Origin of the sequence: Mesorhizobium sp. M0587, from assembly GCF_040320945.1 — a bacterium.
Taxonomy (GTDB): domain Bacteria; phylum Pseudomonadota; class Alphaproteobacteria; order Rhizobiales; family Rhizobiaceae; genus Mesorhizobium.
Genome location: NZ_JAMYQP010000048.1, coordinates 1 through 19,503 on the forward strand (window position 1 = coordinate 1; position 19,503 = coordinate 19,503).

The 19,503-nt window shown below is 59.6% G+C and carries 21 protein-coding genes; 11 read left to right on the forward strand and 10 right to left on the reverse strand.

Going from position 1 to position 19,503, the window contains the following annotated elements:
* Window positions 1–61: 61 nt before the first annotated feature.
* Complete coding sequence (locus NKI49_RS28935; RefSeq protein ID WP_352607045.1) at window positions 62–1,519, reverse strand: TM0106 family RecB-like putative nuclease; 1,458 nt, start codon at window positions 1,517–1,519, stop codon at window positions 62–64.
* 337 nt (window positions 1,520–1,856) lie between these two features.
* Between NKI49_RS28935 and NKI49_RS28940 the strand changes: the two genes are divergently transcribed.
* The 4 genes from NKI49_RS28940 to NKI49_RS28955 all read left to right on the forward strand — a co-directional run bounded on the left by NKI49_RS28940 (window position 1,857) and on the right by NKI49_RS28955 (window position 6,076).
* A complete protein-coding gene (locus NKI49_RS28940; protein WP_352607043.1) occupies window positions 1,857–2,258 on the forward strand; it encodes a hypothetical protein in 402 nt (133 codons plus the stop codon).
* 390 nt (window positions 2,259–2,648) lie between these two features.
* The gene (locus NKI49_RS28945) at window positions 2,649–3,476 is read left to right on the forward strand and encodes a DUF5677 domain-containing protein (protein WP_352607041.1); all 828 of its coding nucleotides are present in this window, start codon (window positions 2,649–2,651) and stop codon (window positions 3,474–3,476) included.
* Window positions 3,477–3,633: 157 nt separating this feature from the next.
* Window positions 3,634–4,461: a hypothetical protein gene (locus tag NKI49_RS28950; RefSeq protein WP_352607039.1), complete on the forward strand. Its 828-nt coding sequence runs from the start codon at window positions 3,634–3,636 to the stop codon at window positions 4,459–4,461.
* A 220-nt stretch (window positions 4,462–4,681) separates the two neighbouring features.
* A complete protein-coding gene (locus tag NKI49_RS28955) occupies window positions 4,682–6,076 on the forward strand; it encodes an AAA family ATPase (RefSeq protein WP_352607037.1) in 1,395 nt (464 codons plus the stop codon).
* A gap of 675 nt (window positions 6,077–6,751) precedes the next feature.
* Here NKI49_RS28955 and NKI49_RS28960 read toward each other — a convergent pair.
* From NKI49_RS28960 to NKI49_RS28975, 4 genes are all read right to left on the reverse strand, one after another.
* Window positions 6,752–7,516, reverse strand: coding sequence for a metallophosphoesterase (locus NKI49_RS28960; protein ID WP_352607035.1), 765 nt, complete (start codon window positions 7,514–7,516; stop codon window positions 6,752–6,754).
* 95 nt (window positions 7,517–7,611) lie between these two features.
* Window positions 7,612–8,325, reverse strand: a complete 714-nt coding sequence (locus tag NKI49_RS28965; RefSeq protein WP_352607033.1) for a M41 family metallopeptidase — start codon at window positions 8,323–8,325, stop codon at window positions 7,612–7,614.
* 109 nt (window positions 8,326–8,434) lie between these two features.
* Window positions 8,435–8,614 (reverse strand): hypothetical protein, encoded by a 180-nt coding sequence (locus NKI49_RS28970; RefSeq protein ID WP_352607031.1) that lies wholly within the window; start codon window positions 8,612–8,614, stop codon window positions 8,435–8,437.
* A gap of 315 nt (window positions 8,615–8,929) precedes the next feature.
* Window positions 8,930–9,271: a DUF6634 family protein gene (locus tag NKI49_RS28975; protein ID WP_352607029.1), complete on the reverse strand. Its 342-nt coding sequence runs from the start codon at window positions 9,269–9,271 to the stop codon at window positions 8,930–8,932.
* A 178-nt stretch (window positions 9,272–9,449) separates the two neighbouring features.
* On the opposite strand from NKI49_RS28975, the gene NKI49_RS28980 reads away from it, so the two are divergent.
* Complete coding sequence (locus NKI49_RS28980) at window positions 9,450–9,719, forward strand: hypothetical protein (RefSeq protein WP_352607027.1); 270 nt, start codon at window positions 9,450–9,452, stop codon at window positions 9,717–9,719.
* A 670-nt stretch (window positions 9,720–10,389) separates the two neighbouring features.
* Here the strand turns inward: NKI49_RS28980 and NKI49_RS28985 are convergent.
* Window positions 10,390–11,490, reverse strand: a complete 1,101-nt coding sequence (locus NKI49_RS28985; RefSeq protein ID WP_352607025.1) for a tyrosine-type recombinase/integrase — start codon at window positions 11,488–11,490, stop codon at window positions 10,390–10,392.
* Between the two features lie 99 nt (window positions 11,491–11,589).
* Here NKI49_RS28985 and dusA point away from each other — a divergent pair, with 99 nt between their 5' ends.
* Window positions 11,590–12,618, forward strand: a complete 1,029-nt coding sequence (dusA, locus tag NKI49_RS28990) for a tRNA dihydrouridine(20/20a) synthase DusA (RefSeq protein WP_352607023.1) — start codon at window positions 11,590–11,592, stop codon at window positions 12,616–12,618.
* Between the two features lie 15 nt (window positions 12,619–12,633).
* Here dusA and NKI49_RS28995 read toward each other — a convergent pair whose 3' ends face one another.
* Together NKI49_RS28995 and NKI49_RS29000 are read right to left on the reverse strand one after the other, a co-directional pair.
* Window positions 12,634–13,338 carry a TIGR02281 family clan AA aspartic protease gene (locus NKI49_RS28995; protein ID WP_352607021.1) on the reverse strand — a complete coding sequence of 235 codons (705 nt, stop codon included), beginning with the start codon at window positions 13,336–13,338 and terminating at the stop codon, window positions 12,634–12,636.
* Between the two features lie 13 nt (window positions 13,339–13,351).
* Entirely contained in the window at window positions 13,352–13,585 is a 234-nt protein-coding gene (locus NKI49_RS29000; protein ID WP_352607019.1) for a DUF1289 domain-containing protein, read from the reverse strand.
* A gap of 193 nt (window positions 13,586–13,778) precedes the next feature.
* Between NKI49_RS29000 and NKI49_RS29005 the strand changes: the two genes are divergently transcribed.
* Window positions 13,779–14,777: a nicotinate-nucleotide--dimethylbenzimidazole phosphoribosyltransferase gene (locus NKI49_RS29005; protein ID WP_352607017.1), complete on the forward strand. Its 999-nt coding sequence runs from the start codon at window positions 13,779–13,781 to the stop codon at window positions 14,775–14,777.
* Between the two features lie 32 nt (window positions 14,778–14,809).
* Here NKI49_RS29005 and NKI49_RS29010 read toward each other — a convergent pair whose 3' ends face one another.
* Window positions 14,810–16,330 carry a sensor histidine kinase gene (locus NKI49_RS29010; protein WP_352607015.1) on the reverse strand — a complete coding sequence of 507 codons (1,521 nt, stop codon included), beginning with the start codon at window positions 16,328–16,330 and terminating at the stop codon, window positions 14,810–14,812.
* Between the two features lie 74 nt (window positions 16,331–16,404).
* Between NKI49_RS29010 and NKI49_RS29015 the strand changes: the two genes are divergently transcribed.
* The 4 genes from NKI49_RS29015 to NKI49_RS29030 all read left to right on the forward strand — a co-directional run bounded on the left by NKI49_RS29015 (window position 16,405) and on the right by NKI49_RS29030 (window position 18,907).
* Window positions 16,405–17,028 carry a thermonuclease family protein gene (locus NKI49_RS29015; protein WP_352607013.1) on the forward strand — a complete coding sequence of 208 codons (624 nt, stop codon included), beginning with the start codon at window positions 16,405–16,407 and terminating at the stop codon, window positions 17,026–17,028.
* A 46-nt stretch (window positions 17,029–17,074) separates the two neighbouring features.
* A complete protein-coding gene (locus NKI49_RS29020; RefSeq protein WP_352607011.1) occupies window positions 17,075–17,686 on the forward strand; it encodes a glutathione S-transferase in 612 nt (203 codons plus the stop codon).
* 3 nt (window positions 17,687–17,689) lie between these two features.
* On the forward strand, window positions 17,690–18,307 hold the full coding sequence (locus tag NKI49_RS29025) for a uracil-DNA glycosylase family protein (protein ID WP_352607009.1): 618 nt from the start codon (window positions 17,690–17,692) through the stop codon (window positions 18,305–18,307).
* Window positions 18,308–18,415: 108 nt separating this feature from the next.
* The gene (locus tag NKI49_RS29030; RefSeq protein WP_006205209.1) at window positions 18,416–18,907 is read left to right on the forward strand and encodes an Lrp/AsnC family transcriptional regulator; all 492 of its coding nucleotides are present in this window, start codon (window positions 18,416–18,418) and stop codon (window positions 18,905–18,907) included.
* A gap of 40 nt (window positions 18,908–18,947) precedes the next feature.
* Here the strand turns inward: NKI49_RS29030 and NKI49_RS29035 are convergent, their stop codons facing one another.
* The gene (locus tag NKI49_RS29035; RefSeq protein ID WP_352607006.1) at window positions 18,948–19,499 is read right to left on the reverse strand and encodes a DUF3299 domain-containing protein; all 552 of its coding nucleotides are present in this window, start codon (window positions 19,497–19,499) and stop codon (window positions 18,948–18,950) included.
* Window positions 19,500–19,503: the final 4 nt, after the last annotated feature.

The window sequence follows — 19,503 nt, forward strand, 5'->3', positions numbered from 1 at the left end:
CATTGCTCGTCCGTCAGAACCGTTCGAATCATCAAAACCTCCAAAATGAGGCTTGAATCACTCAAAGGGCGAAAGTGGAATCCTGATTCTCAACAACCCCTAGTTCCAAGCTCGATTGGAGACTCAGCAGTGCAATGTTTGCTTCCTGAAGGGCTGTTTCGCGCGTGAAACCATAAAACGGCTCGAGCCTTTTGATCGAATAGCTTTCAACGCTGGCGCGAAGGCCGTTGCGGACGACGGCGTATAGATCGACGAACAGCTTCGACCGCAGCATGTTGTCGAATTCTTCTTCGCGCGTTGCATAGCGACCCATCAGCCGTTTCAGAGCCCCAGGCTCGTAAGGCGCGTAGTGGTAGACGTGCAGTTCCGGATACGCCTTTCGATGCTTCGTTACGAAGTCGACGAACGCTTCGAACGCCAGCTTCTCGTCGACGCGGGAGAAGGCCCAGTCTCCGACGTAGGTCCATTCGCCAGCCTCATTTTTGAATTGATATCCAAAGAGGTACTCGAGTCCGTGTTCGCCGACGAACGGGTCGCCTTCCAGGTCAAGGAAGACATCTCCGTCCGAAGGTTCCGGGAGGCATGACAGCCCGAAGCCTGCTTCGACAGGGAGGTGCTCGAAACAGAGGTTGCCGCTGACTCTCGCCTCAACTTGCAACCGCGCTTGTTCGCGAACACGCTCATAGGAATGGGCCGAGCCGCGCTCGGGCTTCCATTGCAGGGGCAGGGTCATATGAGCTAGGGATTCCATGGCACCTACGCTGCGGCTCTTCAGTTCGTTGATCTGCACTTTGGATATGCCGGCGACGAGACACAGGTGATCGTCGGCTCGGCGCCGCTTGTCACATTGAGTGCTCCAGCGGCAAACATCGCAGTGACTGTTGGGGTCAGGATAGGTGTCGGAGTCACCGACAGAGTCGACAGTCAGCTCAAGCCCGGATTTAGCTCGGCGATAGAATGCGCCGTAGTCAGCGAAGCGATATTGCTCTCGTTGAAAATCCGCCCATGGCGGAACCACATGCATGAATTCAGGCGTCAGACCTTGAGCGCCGGCCAGGAGATCGGAATAAAGGCAAAGCTGGAGGACCGTGCCTCCCTTTGTTTCGCGAGCCAACTTGGTGTCGACTGCCTCATAGGACCAGGGGCCGAGCGCTGATGGTGTCTCAACACGGAGAAGCACGTCTGTTCGGCCGCTCCACCGTCCGTTCAATAAAGCTCCTTGGACGATAACAGGCGTCCCAGCGCGCATGGCATCGAGTGTCTGTGCGGCCGTTGTCGCAGTGATATCGATGCCTTCAATGCGCACGGCATCGAGACCCGAAGTTTTCAGATGGTCGATATACGCTTGCTCGTGAAGCGCGCCTCGTTCTCGAAGGATTTCGAGAAACGGATCGTAAGAAGCTGGTCTGGCAAGCGTCCCCTTCGCAACCGCTTGGTCTAGGCTCGTGAGATGGCGGCAGCTCAGATGGCCCACGAGATCAGTCGCGCTGAGATATGTTTTGTTGTCCGTCCACTTCATGCCCAAACCTTAGAGAGAATAGCGGCCCAATCAAAGGAATGAATGGCTCCTAATCGGATTTTTACTACCGAGATTAGCTTGGGCTCCATGAAACAATTAGAACCTATGAGCCTTCTGCGCGGCTTCCAAGCGGACATTTGTTTGTCCGTGGTAGGCTCCGTGACCTACGCGGTAATCACCGGCGTAAGACGCCTTTGCAAACCCCTGCGCCGTCAGGGCCCCATTGCCGGGCCGAGTTGGCCGTCGGCTGCCATGGGGCGATCCATCCTGCAGGAATGCGCGAACCGTCGTGTTAATATCTGATGGTGATACGCCACTGATCTGATGGCATCAAGCAATGGGAGAGTTCGCCACGTCCAGGATCAACCGCCGCGCCTTGCTCTTCCACTCCGGCAGCGCAGCCGTCGCGTCGACGGTTGCGGCAAATGCTTTCGGGGCAGAGCGGCAGGGCCTGGACCGGGAACCATCCAACGACCTGCGAGCTCTGATTGAGGCGCACAAGACAGCATATGCGTCCTTTGGCGAAGCACTGCACGAAATGGGCGGCAGTAGCCGCGACCGCGTCAAGGCCAGCCGGGAGGAGGAGAGGGCGCTACTGGCCATCTGCGCCTATCCTGTGTCCGAGGAAGGAGATCGCCTCGCAAAGGCCCGATATCTTTTACAGATCCAGGCGCGCGGCGAACTCGACCTGGCAGAGCAAGTGCAGGCTATTCTCCGTTCGTCGATGTGGAAGGGATGAGGCCGGCCGCTGCGTGGTCGATCAGCTACTAAATGTCTGGAATGCGCCCTATGTCGGCCGTCGAGACGGTCCAGATCCCGCACCAAAAGCAGACACTACGTCTTCAGAGGCCGCGGAGCGGTTTCGGTTGCAGGCCGCGCGAGATTAGAAAGAACTTATGGAGCGAGCAGACCGCGACCATCGGGGTGATTTTTCGAGGTAAAAGGCGTGCCCACCGGCATGCCGTCGTGCCGCGCTCGAGCCGCGCTTTTCACGTAAGGGATTTGGGCTTGGCCACATCGAGTCGTCACACGAACAAAGGAGGTTGGCAAGTTCGCCGGAACGCTTCCACATCGACGCCGAATGGTTCGCGGGTTAGGCTGCCAAATCCCGTTTATCATGGAATTGCATATGAGCGTCGACACTGAAGTTCCTTTACGCATATCGGTTTCGAACTGCCTTGCCCTACTTGCTCCCAACATCACCGCCATCAAGGACTATCGGTGGACGGGATCAGACCAGGATCAGTTCTGGGAGTTTTTCAAGCGGAGCATGCTGGTCCGCCAGTTCGAAGCCGCTCAGGCGGTTGTCGACTGGGGCGAAACCGGTCACGCACACTTTGGCGTTACGTTGCTCAGGCCTGCATACGAGGAAATGCTCTGGGCGACTTATCTCGAAAAACACTCGGATAAAGCACCAAAGATTGCTCTGCTCCTGAGTAGCCGGGAGACCAGCGAAACGCTCGAAGCGCAGAACCAGTTTATCGGCGCAAAGGCCATGCAGCAGCATGGGTTTACCCAGAAATATCTCAAACAGCGGGACGCGCTCACCAGGCCACAACTCGCGGAGCTGCGTGCCATTGGCAAACAACTCGGCTGGCGCAACGATGAGCCTCCCGGCGCGGCCTTTCTTGCAAGGCAGGTTGGCAAGGAGCGGGAATACAACTTCGTCTATCAGGCAACGTCCCGTTTCGTTCACTTCTCAGGTCATGAGCTAGGACGCCGGGTTTGGGGCAGGCGTGGCAGTGTCAAGATTGGCTCCGACCAGTTCGCTGCGTTCTGGAGCGACTTCGCACTCTACTGGAGTTTTCGTATACTCATCGAAACTGCCAACGTCCTGCGGGAGGTCTTTTCCGACTATGAGATCGACGTTGGATCCATGAGAGATGGTATGATGGAGAATATCGGTAAAATGTACCCCATACCTATCATCACCAAAGCGGAGCTGGAGTCCTGGTAGTGGCGGCGCAGTTCGCCTGCTTGTAGCCGATGCACTTGCACTTTTGGCATGAACAAGTAGATAACAAAATAATCTCGCCACGATATTGTAATGCGTCTTGTTTTCCACCAAGGACAACCCCGAGAGATGTCCAACAACGGGCGCGGGGTGTGTTCCGATGATCAACTGGTTGCGTGCGACTGCTTATATGCTGGCAGGAAGAATGGCGTTGAGGCGCCGGATGCCTGGTCAGTTCACGATTGATGAGACCAACAATTTCCGTGGCGTTCGGCTGATTCAGCCCGAGACCAAGAAGAGGTTTATCCTCGACAAGGTCGTCACCGGTGGCATGGACGGTCGGTGGTTCGAAGGGAATAACGCGCCCCCGGTCGAGCGCTTCATTCCCAAGAAGGAATTGCCGTCCTACGAGTTCCAGGGCGAGGAGTTCTACCACGGCTACACCGGCCGTGCGGATGACCCGTATTCGTACATCCTGGGGTTGGCGTTCGGCGTCTCGTGGTTTTATGAGAAATGGGATCACTGGACGCAGGGCCGGTTCAACAAGCGAGGACTGACCCGCCAAGACAGGCTCCAGGTGCTGCGGCTCTTCGTGAGCGAAACCAGCAAGGATGATGACTTCAAGGCCAGCATCTTTATGCTACTGGAGATCCTGTTCACCCGTCGCTGGTTTAGGCATCCCGAGGGCGAAACGACGAACAACTATTACAAGCTCGTCTTGCGGTCGCTGGTAGACTCCGGCGATCTGCGGGCGATCGACAAGGGGCAGCGGTTCGAGCTGGCGCCACAGGGTCTGACCACAATTGCCGCCTACGAGCTGGAAGAGCGGCGCCACCATGACACCATGCGGCAGCAGGGCCGGATTGGCTGGCTGACCGCTGTGCTGATTGGCGTGGGGATCGTGCAGGCATTGGCGACGTTTTACGCGCCGGGCGCTACTGCACAGCGTCCGACTGTGGCCGCACCCCTGTCGCCAGATACTCAATGAACTTCAGGGCGGCAATGGCCCGTCATCGCGCTCGTATATACTGGGCGTCCGTAGTGGACGTCTTCAGGATATCTGCAGCCCCACGCACGACCTCTTTCGCATCTACGAAAAATAATGGATATCTACTTGGTTGTGTCGCGACTATCGTGAAATAGCCGGCGCATCTAGCAGTGAACGGGCGTTGTCGATACGCTACGCTTGAATCAAGAAAGGTGCTCCAATGGTTTCGTCCCAGGGTTCGACGCTTCAGCCGCCAAATCAGCCGGACCCTGCCTCTGTAGAGGTTGCCTTTGGAGAACCATTTCCGCAGCCGCGCAATATTGATATTACGTTTTTCTCTTATAAGTCCCGCCGCTCGACGCTGCTTGTAGGCAATCAGTCTGCCGACAACTTTGTTCGGGCAAGGCGCCACTGGCTCGATTTTGATTTCGTTGACCTAGTTTATGTGACCGAGATCAACGTTTATGCAACCGGATATGAAAACTACCACGGTATGGAATTAAGCCTTATTCCTTACTTGAGTGATCAAGGCGAGAGAAAATTAACGACGAACTTTTCCGGCGACCATTTCTCGTTTCAAGTCCGTGATTTTACGAAAGGGTTTGGCCTTCGGCCGAACGAGCCGCTTTTCAGATCAGCGCAGATTGAGCGAGTGGAGGTCCTCGGTGTCGAGAAGCACTATGTTGCTGAGTTTGTACAATTTGTTGACAATATCGAGGCGAAGCGCGAGGCGGCAAAAGCCGATTTGTCCGTTTATTTCACTAAAGCGAATAAATCCTATGAGGAATTTCTGGCGCGGGAAGAGGAAATACGAGAGCTAGAAGCCACCCTCGAGGAAAAGAGCAACGAGCTGAAAGATCTGGAGGGTTCGACAGAGATTGCGCTGCAGACCAACAAAAAGACTCAGGAAGACATCCAGGTCGCAGCCACAGTCGCCAAGGAGCAAGCGGCTCGCGCTGACAACTTGGAACAATCGATCGACAAGCTGACGGAAGAACGTCGCGTCCTGACGAAGGCTATTGTTGACTCTGAGGGCCAACTCGCCGAGATCAAAGCCAACATCAATCTCTTTCCAACGGACCTCAATGGTTATGTGCGCCAAGGTACGCGGAGCATTCGGCTTTACGCGGCCCTCTGTATTGTCCCGTTGGTTCTAATCGTATGGGTGACACTCCGTCTTTTTGGCAACTCAGAGCGTTTGCTTGATGCAATAGCGCTGCTCAAAGACATCAGTATTTTTGATTTTCTGCTGTCGCGGTTGCCCTACGTCACGGTCTCGCTGACCGTGCTAGGCATAAGCGTAGGCGTTCTCCGTTTCTTGCTGTCCGAGATAATTGAGATCAACCGCCGGCGGCAGGAACTCTACAAGATCAGCATTGTCGCCCAGGATGTTTCCTACGCTTCGCAGGACGGTCTCGACCTGTCGGTCGACGACGAATATGATCTGCGTACTCAAACTAAAATGGAGCTCTTGAAGGAACATCTCCGTCAGAATGTTGGCGATGAATACGTCTATTCACCTAGGCGAACATTCCTTGAGCACCTGAAGCGGTTTCCAAAAAAATTGACCCCGCCACAACTACCTCCTCCTATCAACGACGGGGAAGCAAGTTGACACATCAGTTGTGAAGTTCGTACGACGCAAGCGTCGTAGCCAGACTGACTGTACCAGCCCAGTCTCTAGCAAAAAACTTCGCCAGGGTGCTGGCGAGATTGACGACCCTAAACGTCCGATATTTAAAGTTCCGGCTTTCAAAACTGCCTGTTCGCTCTCGGCCCAAGATGGCTTGTCAGCAATGCGCCATCTCCGGACCTTCGGATCGCTATCAGGGCTGTCGCGTATCGGAACCTCTACGGTCGTTCAGTTGCGAGGTCGCATGACGCGATCTGAGCGGGCCCGTGTTGACCAGCGCTGCCGCGAGAATGAAGATGCACGGTACCACGGAGACACGAGCCGGTTTGGTTCTCAAGTGAGGTCGCAACTTGCTCCGCCAACGATCCAATGTCGGCTGTCCGCTCGAAGATCGAGGCCCGAGCGAGCGTAAGGTTCGCAGAGGAGATTCCCTCCTTGACGAGTGCCGAGCTGGCCGAACTGGCAGGGAACAACACCCGCAACAGGAGCGCGACGGGGACTAGGTGGAAGGCCGAGAAAAAGGCGTTCTCTATACAGCTGGGTGGCCGCGAGCCAGCGGCGTACAGGTAAATTTCTAATCCCGCTGACCAAGATGGCCGGGTAGAATCCTTCGCGTTCATGGTGTCGCAAAGTCGGTGCAGCATTCGTTGAACGGGTTCAAGCGGTCACCTGTACGACAAGCGCCGGATCGAACTCTACATTCTCATCCTCATATCCGCGCGGATTGCAGATTACGCGCGGGCCGCCGACCTTGTAATCACAACTATCATGCGTGTGCCCATGGACCCAGAGAGCGGGTCGACCACACTCGATCACCTCGGACAGGTCCGACGCAAAGGCGGCATTCAGCAGGTCGCCCCTGAACCTAGAAGGAACCGATTTCGCGTGCGGCAAATGATGCGTGACGACAACCGTGGCGATCCGGTCAGCCTTCAGCGCGGTATCGATGAACTGGCGCGAGTCCTGATGCATCCGTAACGCCGTCTCCGGCAGGAATCTTTGCCAGGGATCCCTCTGTGTCGCGATTAGCCTGTGGTCGTTCATGCGTTCGCGCGCGTAGACCATGGCGAGTTCAGGATGCCCTTCGACCCGATAGTCTGTCCACAGCGTCGCGCCGACGAACCGAACGCCATCGATAACGACCGAATCGTTCTCGAGGAAATATACCCCCGGGAACTGGGCGGCGGCATTGCGACCGTCTTCCAGTCCTTCCTTGATCGAGCCTTTGTAAAATTCGTGGTTCCCGGCAACGTAGACGCACGGCATCGCCGGAGCGATATGCTTTGCGAGCCAAAAAACACCGTTCGCAGGCGCGCGGCAAAGGTCTCCGGCGACGACGCAGACATCGGCGTCCGGAATGGCCATGGCCTGGTGCAAATCAGCGACTTCAAGGTGCAGGTCAGAAAACAACCATACTTTCATAAGAGCGAAACCTTGATTTGATTCACGTGGGCGCGCCAAGGGCTCAACGGTCCTGGAATCATGAACACGCGATGTTTCTTTCGACCGCTGCGCGATCAGTTTGGCGATGCGACGATCCGCTCCCTGACCTGATCCAGCACGGCGTCGAGTTCGGGTCCCTCCAACGTCTTTCGCTCCAGCAAGATCTCGCCAAGGAAATCGATCGCGATCTCCTGGTTGACGACTATTTTCCGGGCGACAGCATAGGCGCTCTCCAGCCGGGCGTTCACGCGCGCCGCCAGTTCTTGGTCGGTCGCGAGCATCGATGCCCGATCCTCGACTTTGCGGTGAAGCAGCGGCCATTTCTTCGAAAAACCCATCACAGTCTCCATGTCGAATGCCAATGCGGTTGCAGCCGCAAGATCACAGGACTCAGAGCCGGATCCTGCGGCGACCGACCCCACGATCACTTCCTCCGCCGCGCGGCCCGCGAGTGCTGCGATGAGAACGCCCGTGAGCATCGCCTCGGTCTGCTCTTCAGGCATGGTCCCGGTGACATAGCCACCTTCCGGAGCCTCGATGGTAATCTTCACGATGGTTCCAAGATCCAGACGGAGGCGCGCTACCGCATGAGCGGCTTCATGGACCGACATGCGGAACTGGAGCTGCAGCGCCCGCAAAAGCAGAGGGTCCCCAAGAAAACTGTCCGCGCTGCCAACAGCGTCTGCAGCCCTTTCAGCAGAAATGCCGGAGTCACCCGCAGCCTCGACAGCTCTGATCTTCTTGCTACGATGCTGTCGCGAGAAACTTGGCATGCGACGCTTTTTCATCTTCCAATCCTTTCGATCGTTGCCGTGCCCGATGGACCTCGCGGGCACCGACGAGCTTCCCGACGATGGTTCATGAATGGTCCGAACCCTGGTGATCGTTCGCCCGCCGTCAGAGGTCGAGAAGACCAGTGGCCTCAAGCCATTCCGCCAACTCGATACAGGCAGGGTTTGCGTCCATGACGTGGCAGGTCAGAAGCTCGAGGATCACCGTCGGGATTGGCGCCCCGGTCGCGATGGATGTGCGGACATAATGTCTTGTCACCTCGACGGCGATCGCTGGATCCTCCATGTGCGCGGTTCTGCAGTCACACGAAGCGATGGGGCCGGCCCTGATGAGCGCGAGGCAGCTTTCAGTATGGCCAAGAAGCCCGAGCAGCGCGTCGCTGGCCGTGTACCTGCCGAACGCGCGTGGCCGCTGTGATGCAGGCGCCAAGGGATTCGCCATAGGAATCCCGCGCTCCATCAAGTTGTGCTTGGAGCTGCCCTCGGGCGGATGATCGACAAGCGATGATCCTTCCACCTCATGCAAGCGGGCTTTCGCTGCCTTCAGGCGGCGGTCGAAATGAAGGTCGAAGGTCGAATCCCTGGATGTCATAGCCGACCCTCATGAATCGAGGGCGGACTGCTCAGCGGGACGTCCGACCCTATACCATCGCGACAGCGTTCGTGCCCAAGCCCGGTCTTCGGAGAGCAGCCACAAATCTGTTGTGGCGATCAATCTGTCCTGGCCAACGAGTCGAGGATGGCCGGTCGACAGCCCGGCAAGGCACGGAACGGCTCGTTGAGCAAGGATCCATCTGTCGAGAATTGGGGCCGCATCACCCGCCATCGCTTCCGGCGGAACGCCACAACGAACGCGCTCCATGTCATCGGCCAATGCGAGAAGACGGGCGGTCTGGAAGTTGAACATAGCGTCGGTCATCGTCTCGCGGCCAAACAGCAACATTGGGGTGCCTCCATGCTCCAGTAAGGATCCCGCTTGGGTCGAATCCTTTGATTCGCGGAATCAACGGCCCGATAGATACGGCGCTCGAGCGTAGGCGTCCATACGCCTTTACCGGCGTCGCGACGCCTATCAACAGGATAGCTGGTCTTCCCGTTTCGCTACGGGTAGAACTTCTGGCATGCAGGCATCATACGACTTCCTTCGCGCGGCCCGCGCGCTCCTGGACATCACCCCAAAAGAGCTCGCCGACAAGGCGCGTGTGAGCACTCGCTCAATTGTCCGGATCGAGGCACGGGAGCCAGTAGGCCTGGAGATCAGTCTGCGCGTCCAGGCGGCATTGGAGGAGCTTGGTGTTGAGTTCCTTCCCGAAACGAAATCCAATGGGCCCGCGGTGCGCATTCGAAAGGGCCTGGTCAAGAAGATTGGGTTTCAGTTGTCGGACAGGTAAGCCGTGGAGATTGGCTAGAAAGTCAAGATCTACAGGAGGAAGCCAAGCCGACGTGGCGTTCATTCCCGATGATGGTGTTTCGGGTCCGGGGCTTCGCATGCGTCGGGATTTGCTCAAGCTGGGCAATCTGAGGGTTTGATTGATGCCGGGTCTGAAAGGTGAGCCCGGTTCGGATGTCATGCGTCGCCGGCTACGGAAATGCACCGACTTCCTGACACAAATCCCAATTCTGCGATCGAGCGTGTTCCGATCCACGGGGCGGCCAGAGCGGCCAATCCTTCACTTGTGTCCATGGGTCAGTTCTGACTAGAAAAATGACACGGAGAGACCAGTTGAAATAACAGGTTCAACCAATTGATGCGGCAGCACAGTCATGCATTTCATGAAGCCTTCGAGGCAGATAGAGGGCAGGGGAGGGACGACCCTTAGAAGCCAAAAAAATCCATTCTTGTCCAAGCGACACACTTGCTTGATTGCTTAATAGTTAACCTAGAGTCGCATAACCAGTATAATGTCATCTGGGAGCGTTTGTTCACCTTGACGTGAGGGACGGGAGCCTAGGCGACCTCGCAGGCAGTCCGGCGTTTTTGCGAAACGCGCATCAGGGGAAGGGGATACGACGATGGAGGTGAGCTAGGCGCCTTCCAGGTCATTCACCTTCCAGATGCAGTTACGCTGTTTTGGCTTGCAGGGGAGCCGTCACGACGGGCCACCATTTCCAGCCTGTGAGCTTGTCGCCCTTCCCGCGCATCTGCGTGTACCTTTTTAGGCTATCCCACGACCGATGCCCCGACACCGAGGCAGCCTGCGCGATGGTCCAGCCCATCTCGAACAGCCGGGACACCCCGTCGTGCCGGAGGTCGTGGAAACGCAGATCGTCGATCTCGAGCAGCTTGCATGCATCGGTGAAGGCATCGCTGATTGTGTTGGCCTTGTACGGAAAGATCTCGTCCTCGACCCTTGGCATTGCCTTGATGATCTCGACCGCTTCCGGAACGAGTTCGCACCAGACGTCGTTCCCGATTTTCTGGCCTGGATTCTTCATGTCCCGGACCAGGACGCGATGGTGCACCTCGTCGAAGTCGAGCCATTTCATGCGGGCGATCTCGTCCTGTCTCCGGGTCGAAACGATCGCAAAAGCGGTGACGCGGTGCATCGGCAGCGAGTGCGGGGTGCGCTTTTGACGGTCAACGAAATGCTGCATCAGAAGGTCCAGTTCGCCGAGCGTCGGCCGCCTGTCACGGCTCTTGCTCTTCGAAATGATGCCGAGCTGTTTCTTCAGGACGACCTGCGCGTCCTTCATCGCTTGATAGTTCAGCGGATAGCCCCAGGCTGGCCTCGCCAGCTCGAAGATCGAACTCAAATGCGAGATGTAGTTTCCGACCGTGGAGGTGTCGATACGGCCGCCGTCGTACAGTTCCTGCGCGAAGGCGACGATGTGCGAACTCTCGATGGCCGAACATTCCATGTCAGCGATGTCGAACGACTTGGTTGTCCGCAGGCATTGCGCCTTGGTCTTTCCGATCGCCTTGATCGATTCCGAAATGTACTGGTCGATCACCTGGGCCAGCGTTTTCCGCGGCGTTTTCGCGCGCTCCAAGCCGCCCGGCGCCTTCAGCTCTTTCTCCCGTTTCTCGATCCACGCGCGGGCCTTTTTGTCGCTGTCCCAGGTCTCGGCCTCCGTATGAACCTTGCCGTCTCGCCTCAGGCGGATTTGTGCTGTATAGCGCGTCGTGCCGTTTGCGCTCTTTCGCTCTGTTACGGTGCCCATTCGGTTTGCTACAAGCCTTTTGCATTTGCTACGCTTGTAGCAGTCGGTAGCGGAAATGGACGGAAACAGCAAGAGACGGGCGGAAACAGGCAGCGAAGAATGGCGGAAAACCAAGGAAAAAGGCTGAAACCCTTGATCTACAAGGACCCTGTTTTAGCCATAGCCCCGATGATGGACTGGACGGATCGGCATTGCCGGTTCTTCCATCGCCAGTTGACGGCCCGTGCGCTGCTTTATACCGAGATGGTGGTGGCCGACGCGGTCATCCAGGGCGCACGCGAAAGGCTGCTTGGCTTCGACGGCGGGGAACATCCGGTCGCGCTGCAGCTCGGCGGCTCGGATCCCGGAAAACTTGCCGAGGCGGCGCGCATCGGCGAAGCCTTCGGCTATGACGAGATCAACCTCAATGTCGGTTGCCCGTCGGATCGCGTCCAGTCGGGTACGTTCGGCGCCTGCCTGATGAAGGTGCCTGACCTCGTCGCCGAGTGCGTCGCGGCGATGAAGGCGGCGGTGAGAATTCCCGTCACCGTCAAATGCCGCATCGGCGTCGACGAGCAGGATCCCGAGCCGGCGCTCGATGCGCTGGCCAACGGTGTTTTCGAGGCTGGCGCCGACGCTTTGTGGGTGCATGCGCGCAAAGCGTGGCTGGAAGGGCTGAGCCCCAAGGAAAACCGCGACGTCCCGCCGCTTGATTATAACAGGGTCTATCGGCTCAAGGCCAGAAAACCTAGCGAATTCATTGGTATCAATGGCGGTATTCAATCGCTTGAAGAAGCCCGGGCGCATCTCGGTCATGTCGACGGCGCCATGCTTGGCCGCGCCGCCTACCATACGCCTGGTATCCTCGCTGGCATCGATGCCGCCTTCTATGGCGTGAAATCGGAAGCGTTCGATTTCGCCGCGCTGATCGATGCCATGGCCGGCTATGCGGCACGCCATATCGAGCAGGGCGGGCGGCTTGGCCATGTCACGCGCCATATGGTCGGGCTGTTTCATGGGCTGCCGGGCGCGCGCCGCTATCGCCAGATCCTGTCCACCGACGCAACCCGGCCCGGTGCCGGACCGGACGTGTTGAAGACGGCTTTCGCGGCGGTCGATTTCGGTGGAACGGCTGCAGAGGCGGCCTGACGTCCGGGGTGAGATTCAGTCCCTGAGAACCATGCGGTCGCCGCGCACGTCGAAACCCGACAGCGAGCCGATGAAATTCATGCCGAGCAGGCTTTGGCCAAGCATGCCTGGCGCAGCCACCATGACCGGCATATCCCTGCGCACGATGCCGCCGATCGCCACTTCATTGGTTTTGACGGCCGCGGCGCGCGCCATGCCGTTGGCGGTCGAGACGGCTATGGTGTAGTTGAGCGCCGCTGGATTGAACCCTACGGCCTGCGCGTCCTCGGACGTCAGCACGGTGCTGGTCGCACCGGTATCGACCACGGCCCGCACCGGGCTGCCATTGACCAGGATGCGCGCCTCGAAATGGCCATTGTCAGCCTTGTCGAGGGTCACCGTGGCGTGGCCGTCTTCGATACCGAGCGCCAGCGGGCTGCCGGGAACAAGGCCGGCGGTCACCCGGCTGGCGACATCCTGCAGCTCATAACGATACTGATAACCGGCGATCAGTGCCAAGGCGATCGCCGCCCAGGCGCCGATATTGCGGGCCATGGCGCCCAAGGGACTGCCCGACCGCAGAAGCCCGGCGCCGATGAGGGCGCCGAACGCGCCAAGCCAGATCAACCGGCCAAAATCGTTATTTTCGACGCCGAGCGTGCTGCCGGCGGAGTCGTTGAGCATCAGCAGGATCGCTCCCACTCCGATCGCCGCCATCAGGATCCAGAACAGCCGGTTCATCCGCGCGGCCGCCTCATGAAAGGGCGTCGCGTTCACGCGCCATGCGGGTGCGCCGTGTTTCCCGTCGTGGCCGCCGTTCGACCGTCTCCAGCCTCGCCGGCAGTTCGGCCATGACGTTGCGGCGCGCCTGTGGCGTCATGGCGATCCAGCCCCCAATCTCGTCACGCGTGCGGCCGCAACCGAAACAGAAGCCGGTTTTCATGTCGATGGAGCAGACCAGGATGCAGGGAGATTCGATGGCCGTCATGACTTTCTCTTGAGATTTCCGTCCGGAAATCCGTTGTCCATCCACATGGTGCAACCGCAAAGCCAATGCAAGCCCTCGCGATCGCGCCTTCCACGGGCGCCTTTGCGGCAGTGCGAGAGGTGATCCGGGAGGTTGTGCCGATCACCCAACGCGGCTATGCCGCTCACCAACTCCAGGGAATGGCCGCCACGACATGACCAGCGCACTGCCTTTCGACGATTTTCGCAACCTCCTGGCCAATTTGCCGGCGGCCGATGCCGCGGCCGAGGCGCGCGTGCGGACGCTGTTTGCCAGGGCCGACAAGCCGCAACGTTCGCTTGGCCGCATCGAGGACATTGCCGCCTGGCTCGCCGCCTGGACCGGCCGCGCTCCGCCCGCCGTGACAAAACCCTTGATGGCTGTCTTTGCCGGCAATCATGGCGTTGTCAGGCACGGCGTCTCGCCACGGCCGGTGGCTGCGACCGCCGATGCGGTGGAGCTTTGCGCGGCCGGTGGGGCCGCGATCAACCAGATCTGCATTGCCAACGATCTTGGGCTGAAGGTGTTCGACCTCGCCCTGCACATCCCGACGGCTGATATATCGGAGGATGCCGCGCTCGACGAGCGGGGGTGCGCCGCGACCATGGCCTTCGGCATGGAAGCGATTGCCGGCGGCACCGATTTGTTGTGCCTTGGCGATCTCGGCGTCGGCAATTCCACCATCGCCGCCGCCTTGTTCGCAGCACTGTTCGGGGGCAGGGGCGCCGATTGGGTCGGCCTGGGGTCCGGCGCCGATGCGATGATGCAGGCCCGCAAGGCGGCAGTCGTCGATGCGGCACTGGCCTTTCATCGTGGCCATCTGGGCGACCCGCTCGAGACGCTGCGCCGCGTCGGCGGCCGCGAGTTCGCCGCGATTGCCGGGGCCATCCTCGCCGCACGGATGCAGAAGATTCCGGTGCTGCTCGACGGTGTCGCGGCAACGGCCGCCGCGGCGGTGCTGCATGCCGCCAATCCCGCCGCGCTCGACCATTGTCTTCTCGCCAGCCTGTCGCCGGAGCCCGCGCATGCAAGGGCCGCAGAGCGGCTCGGTCTGCGCCCGTTGCTCGATTTGAGCATAAGCCACGGCGAAGGGGCAGGGGCCGCTCTTGCGGCAGGCCTGGTCAAGGCGGCGGCGCTGACCAGTTCGGGAATGGCCGCGGCGGTACGCGGGTAGATATCGGGTACGTCGTATCCCAGCTATTTCCGCTACCGCCGTCGCGCCGCCACCGCCGCGGTCGGCAGCGCCGGCAGTTCTTCCATCACGCGGCTCAGCGGGAAGATGGCGATCGCCTCGGTGCCTTCGCGCAGCTTGGAATGAAGTTCGAATTCGCCGCCATGCATGGCGAGCAGGCCTTGCACGATCGGCAGGCCAAGCCCGGTGCCTTGCTCGGCGCTCTTGATGGCGATCGAGCCCTGGCCGAAGGCCGAAAGCACGACCGGGATTTCGTCTTCCGGTATGCCCGGGCCATTGTCCTTGACGGAAATGTATTGCCCGCCACCCGCCGTCCAGCCGACGCGGACGCGGATTTCGCCGCCGGTGGCGGTGAATTTTATCGCGTTGGACAGGAGGTTCAGCGTGATTTGCCGCACCGCGCGCTCGTCGGCGAACAGCCGCGGCAATTCATGCTCGAAATCCTGGACGACGCGGATATCCTTGTTGCGCGCCTTCAATTCCATCATGTGGCAGCAATCCTCGACGATCCCAAGCAGCATCACCGGCTCCTCGTTGAGTTGATAGCGGCCGGCCTCGATGCGCGACAGGTCGAGGATCTCGTTGATGAGGTCGAGCAGATGCTGGCCGGATTCATGCACGTCATGGGCGTAGTCGCGATAGGTGGGATTGTTCATCGGCCCGAGCACCTCGTTCGACATCACCTCGGAAAAACCGAGGATGGCGTTAAGCGGCGTGCGCAGTTCGTGGCTCATCGAAGCGAGAAACCGCGATTTCGCCAGGTTGGCGTCCTCGGCCCGGCGGCGTGCCTCGTCCGACATCGACTTCGCCGTCTCCAGTTCGGCGATCAGCGCATCCTTTTCGGAGCGGAACGACAACAGCATCAGCGACGAGCGGTTGAGGTGGCGGGCGACGTAGACGAAGAAGGGCAGCGATACGACGAGCAGCCCGGCCATGATCGTCTCGACCGGCATCCAAAGCCTGGCCCCGACATAGGCATAGAGTGCCACCGGAACGGCAAAGGTCGCCAGCAGCGCGCCGCGCAAGGACGAGGCCATGATCGCGGTCGCGGCCATGGCAAACAGCAGCACCACCGCCTTGACCACCTGGAACTGGTCGACCTGGCAGGCGCCGCAGCCGAGCCAGACGAACCATGCCCAGCCGAGGCCGCAAAGGAAATGGCCGACCAGGAATTCCCTTAGTGTTTGCAAAGGGGTGAGTTCAGAAGCTTCGGTGCGTTCTATGCGCCGCGCCATGAAGGCGACGATGGTGTAGCAGGTCAGCGTGAACAGCGCCCAGACGACGATCTCGTTGCCGACGCCGGCCAGCCGGCCGGCCGCCGCGATCACCAGGACGAGCAGCGGAATGGCGATGGCGCCGCTTGTCATCGCGCGGGCGTGCAGTTTCAGCAATTCGCGGTCGAAATCGGGATTGCCGGCCTGCTGTGAAAGACGGTCGCGCGTCTTGCGCACCGCACGCGCGACATCGCTGTTGCGATGCGGTTTCCTGCGGTCCACAATGAACTTATCCGCTGTGTTCGAGCGTTGCAAAGGCATCAAAACTTCAATTATGCGAGCAGCGGTTCCAAGGTGTTAAGCTACGTTCGAATGATTAACCAACCGTTTGCCATATGAGCCGTTCCTGGTATCTAGGGTCGCGCCGGCGATACGCGCCGCCGCGCCCGAGAAGCCTGTGGCGCAAATTGCTGGACTACGGCCTGACCGTCATCATTCTGGGGCTGCTGATCCTGTTGGCCGCGCGCCTCGACCGGGTGGAGACGCGCAAGACGCAAGGCACGGCAATCGTCAATGATGGCGATTCGATCACGCTGGGCACCGAGCGCATCCGCATGCGCGGCATCGACGCGCCGGAATATACGCAGACCTGCCGCAAGAACGGCGCCGACTATCCCTGCGGCACGCTTGCGCGTCAGTCGCTGGTGCGCCTGATCGCGGGTAGGCCCGTTTCTTGCGCCGGCTGGCAGCGCGATCGCTATGGCCGGCTGCTTGGCGATTGCACCGCCGGCGGCAAGGATCTCAATAGTGCACAGGTCGAGGCGGGCTGGGCCGTTGCCTTTGGCGGCTTCGAAAGCGAGGAAGCCGCCGCCCGCGCGGCGAAGGCCGGCATCTGGGCGGGCACGTTCGACCAGCCGCAGGACTGGCGCGACAGCCACCATGGCGAGGCGGTCGAGCGAAAACACGGCACGCTGGCTTCGATCGGCGATGCGGCGCGCGAGATTTTTCGGTTCTGGTGATGCTTGGAGTAAACTCTATGGTGGTCGGGAAAGGTGGGAGGATCGAATGAAGCTCTTCGACGGTGGCCGGGCACCCAACCCAAGGCGGGTGCGCGTTTTCCTCGCCGAGAAAGGCATCACGGTTCCGCTGGTGCCCATCGACATGGGCGCGTTTGAGCACAAGCAACAGGCGGTCAGCTCGCGCAACCCCTTGCAACGGCTACCGGTGCTGGAACTCGACGACGGCACCATCCTCACAGAATCCGTCGCCATCTGCCGCTATTTCGAGGAGTTGCATCCGGAACCCGCCCTGTTCGGACGTGGCGCGCTCGGCAAGGCGCAGGTCGAAATGTGGCAGAGACGAATGGAGTTCAACCTGCTCAGCAGCGTTACGCAGGCTTTCCGTCATATTCATCCGGCCATGAAGGAATGGGAAATCCCGCAGATCCCCGAATGGGGCGAGGCCAACAAGCCGAAGGCGATTGCATTCGTGAAACTCCTCGACGGCGAGCTGGCGGATAGGGAATTCGCCGCCGGCGATGCCTATTCGATCGCCGACATCACCGGGATGATCGCCATCGACTTCATGAAGCCGGCGCGCATCAAAGTGCCGGAGGAATGCACCAATGTGCTGCGTTGGTATCAGGCGATCTCGAGCCGGCCGAGCGCAACTGCCTGAGAAATGGGAACCGAACTCGACACCCTTGCCGCGAAGGTCCGCGCGTGCCGCATCTGCGTCGAAAATCCCGTCGGCAGGCCCCTGCCACACGAGTCACGGCCGGTGCTGCGACCGTCCTCGATCGCCCGAATCCTGATTGCCAGCCAGGCGCCGGGCACCAAGGTGCACCTGTCGGGCATGCCGTTCACCGACGCCTCCGGCGATCGCCTGCGGAATTGGCTCGGCGTAACCAGCGACGAATTCTACGACATCGAGAAGTTCGCCATCGTGCCGATGGGCTTCTGCTTCCCCGGTCAGGATGCCAAGGGCGGTGACCTGCCGCCGAGGCGCGAATGCGCGCCGGCCTGGCGCGCGCCTTTGATGGCGCTGATGCCGCGAATCGATCTGGTGCTGACAATCGGCATCTATGCGCAGTCCTGGCACATGGGTGCCGCGCGCCGGCCGTCGCTGACGGAAACCGTAATGGACTGGCGTGCCATCTGGGATGCGCCAGCCAGCCCGAAAGTGTTGCCGCTGCCGCATCCATCATGGCGCAACACCGGCTGGCTGAAGAAGAATCCTTGGTTTGAAATGGATTTGCTGCCATTCCTGAGATCGGAAATCCGCTATCGTCTCGATTGACCTTTCAGCAAGAAATCACTCGCTTTTTGCCCAATCGGCAGAATTTCTTTCTTGTGAAAGGCCTGGATAAGGCGGAATATAGCCAATCTATTCCCCCGGGAGCAAAAAATGGACCGCCTCGATAGAAAAATTCTCCGCCTTTTGCAGGAGGACGCGACACTCGCGGTCGCCGATGTCGCCAAGAAAGTCGGGCTGTCGACGACGCCGTGCTGGCGGCGCATCCAGAAGCTCGAGGAGGAGGGCGTCATCAAGCGGCGCGTCGCCATTCTCGACCATGAAAAGGTCAATGTGCGGGTCACCGTCTTTGTGTCGATCCGCACCAATTCGCACAGCCATGAATGGCTGCGGCGGTTCTCGGAAGTGATCCAGGAATTTCCCGAGGTGGTCGAATTCTACCGCATGAGCGGCGATGTCGACTATTTGCTGCGCGTCGTGGTGCCCGACATCGCCGCCTACGACGCCTTCTACAAGCGGCTGATCGCCAAGATCGAGATCCGCGACGTATCGTCGTCCTTCGCCATGGAGCAGATCAAGTACACCACGGAAATCCCGCTGGATTACATGGTGCTCGACAAGGAATCGGGCGCCAATGCCGCCTAAGCGTGATCTGACACAAGGTTGTCGCGCTTAGTTCTTCTTTTTATTGAGGAAATGGTGAGTTCACTGGCATCGTAATCGTGTCCGGTACGCTGTCGATACTCATCACATCAGCCTTGCGGACGGCGTAACCGGACTGGATGACGCTGACGCCGTCGAGAATGAACAACTGGCTTTTCTCCATGTCCGTCTTCAGCGCGCCTGTGACGGCAACCGGCTGATAGGCTTCCGACATCTTGTAGGGGCGAGCCGGCGTGACGAGAACGATCTGGTTGGGCGGCGGCGTCGGCATGTGGCTGCAGGCGCCCGTCCATGGCACCAGCAGAAACTGGTAAACAAGATCGCCGTCGCGATCGACGGGCAAGGCGTATCCGGCCAGCTGGATTGTCTTGTCCTGCAAGCCAGCAGAGAGCGTCTCGCCGTGATCGGGCAACTTTGCCGCGATCATCGGCAGCCCGACGTTTTCCGCGGCCGCCTGGCTTGCCGGGCGCAAGTCCTTCCAGAGTATGTGCGTGGCCTCGGGCAAAGCATGGGCGGCTGTGGACACGAACAACGCGGCCGCGAGCGTCATGGTCGATTTGAGACGGTTGATCATTAGC

Bases quoted from the DNA above. Each gene is read 5' to 3' on its own strand.
- NKI49_RS28975 (WP_352607029.1), bottom strand. From the start codon at position 9,271: ATGTTGCTGTTTGGCCGCGAGACGATGACCGACGCTATGTTCAACTTC.
- NKI49_RS28960 (WP_352607035.1), bottom strand. From the start codon at position 7,516: ATGAAAGTATGGTTGTTTTCTGACCTGCACCTTGAAGTCGCTGATTTG.
- NKI49_RS29030 (WP_006205209.1), top strand. From the start codon at position 18,416: ATGGACCGCCTCGATAGAAAAATTCTCCGCCTTTTGCAGGAGGACGCG.
- NKI49_RS29025 (WP_352607009.1), top strand. From the start codon at position 17,690: ATGGGAACCGAACTCGACACCCTTGCCGCGAAGGTCCGCGCGTGCCGC.
- NKI49_RS28955 (WP_352607037.1), top strand. From the start codon at position 4,682: ATGGTTTCGTCCCAGGGTTCGACGCTTCAGCCGCCAAATCAGCCGGAC.
- NKI49_RS28935 (WP_352607045.1), bottom strand. From the start codon at position 1,519: ATGAAGTGGACGGACAACAAAACATATCTCAGCGCGACTGATCTCGTG.
- NKI49_RS29000 (WP_352607019.1), bottom strand. From the start codon at position 13,585: ATGACGGCCATCGAATCTCCCTGCATCCTGGTCTGCTCCATCGACATG.
- NKI49_RS28950 (WP_352607039.1), top strand. From the start codon at position 3,634: ATGATCAACTGGTTGCGTGCGACTGCTTATATGCTGGCAGGAAGAATG.
- NKI49_RS29015 (WP_352607013.1), top strand. From the start codon at position 16,405: ATGAGCCGTTCCTGGTATCTAGGGTCGCGCCGGCGATACGCGCCGCCG.
- NKI49_RS29035 (WP_352607006.1), bottom strand. From the start codon at position 19,499: ATGATCAACCGTCTCAAATCGACCATGACGCTCGCGGCCGCGTTGTTC.
- NKI49_RS28940 (WP_352607043.1), top strand. From the start codon at position 1,857: ATGGGAGAGTTCGCCACGTCCAGGATCAACCGCCGCGCCTTGCTCTTC.
- NKI49_RS28980 (WP_352607027.1), top strand. From the start codon at position 9,450: ATGCAGGCATCATACGACTTCCTTCGCGCGGCCCGCGCGCTCCTGGAC.
- NKI49_RS29010 (WP_352607015.1), bottom strand. From the start codon at position 16,330: ATGCCTTTGCAACGCTCGAACACAGCGGATAAGTTCATTGTGGACCGC.
- NKI49_RS28965 (WP_352607033.1), bottom strand. From the start codon at position 8,325: ATGAAAAAGCGTCGCATGCCAAGTTTCTCGCGACAGCATCGTAGCAAG.
- NKI49_RS28945 (WP_352607041.1), top strand. From the start codon at position 2,649: ATGAGCGTCGACACTGAAGTTCCTTTACGCATATCGGTTTCGAACTGC.
- NKI49_RS28985 (WP_352607025.1), bottom strand. From the start codon at position 11,490: ATGGGCACCGTAACAGAGCGAAAGAGCGCAAACGGCACGACGCGCTAT.
- dusA (WP_352607023.1), top strand. From the start codon at position 11,590: ATGGCGGAAAACCAAGGAAAAAGGCTGAAACCCTTGATCTACAAGGAC.
- NKI49_RS28995 (WP_352607021.1), bottom strand. From the start codon at position 13,338: ATGAACCGGCTGTTCTGGATCCTGATGGCGGCGATCGGAGTGGGAGCG.
- NKI49_RS29005 (WP_352607017.1), top strand. From the start codon at position 13,779: ATGACCAGCGCACTGCCTTTCGACGATTTTCGCAACCTCCTGGCCAAT.
- NKI49_RS28970 (WP_352607031.1), bottom strand. From the start codon at position 8,614: ATGGAGGATCCAGCGATCGCCGTCGAGGTGACAAGACATTATGTCCGC.
- NKI49_RS29020 (WP_352607011.1), top strand. From the start codon at position 17,075: ATGAAGCTCTTCGACGGTGGCCGGGCACCCAACCCAAGGCGGGTGCGC.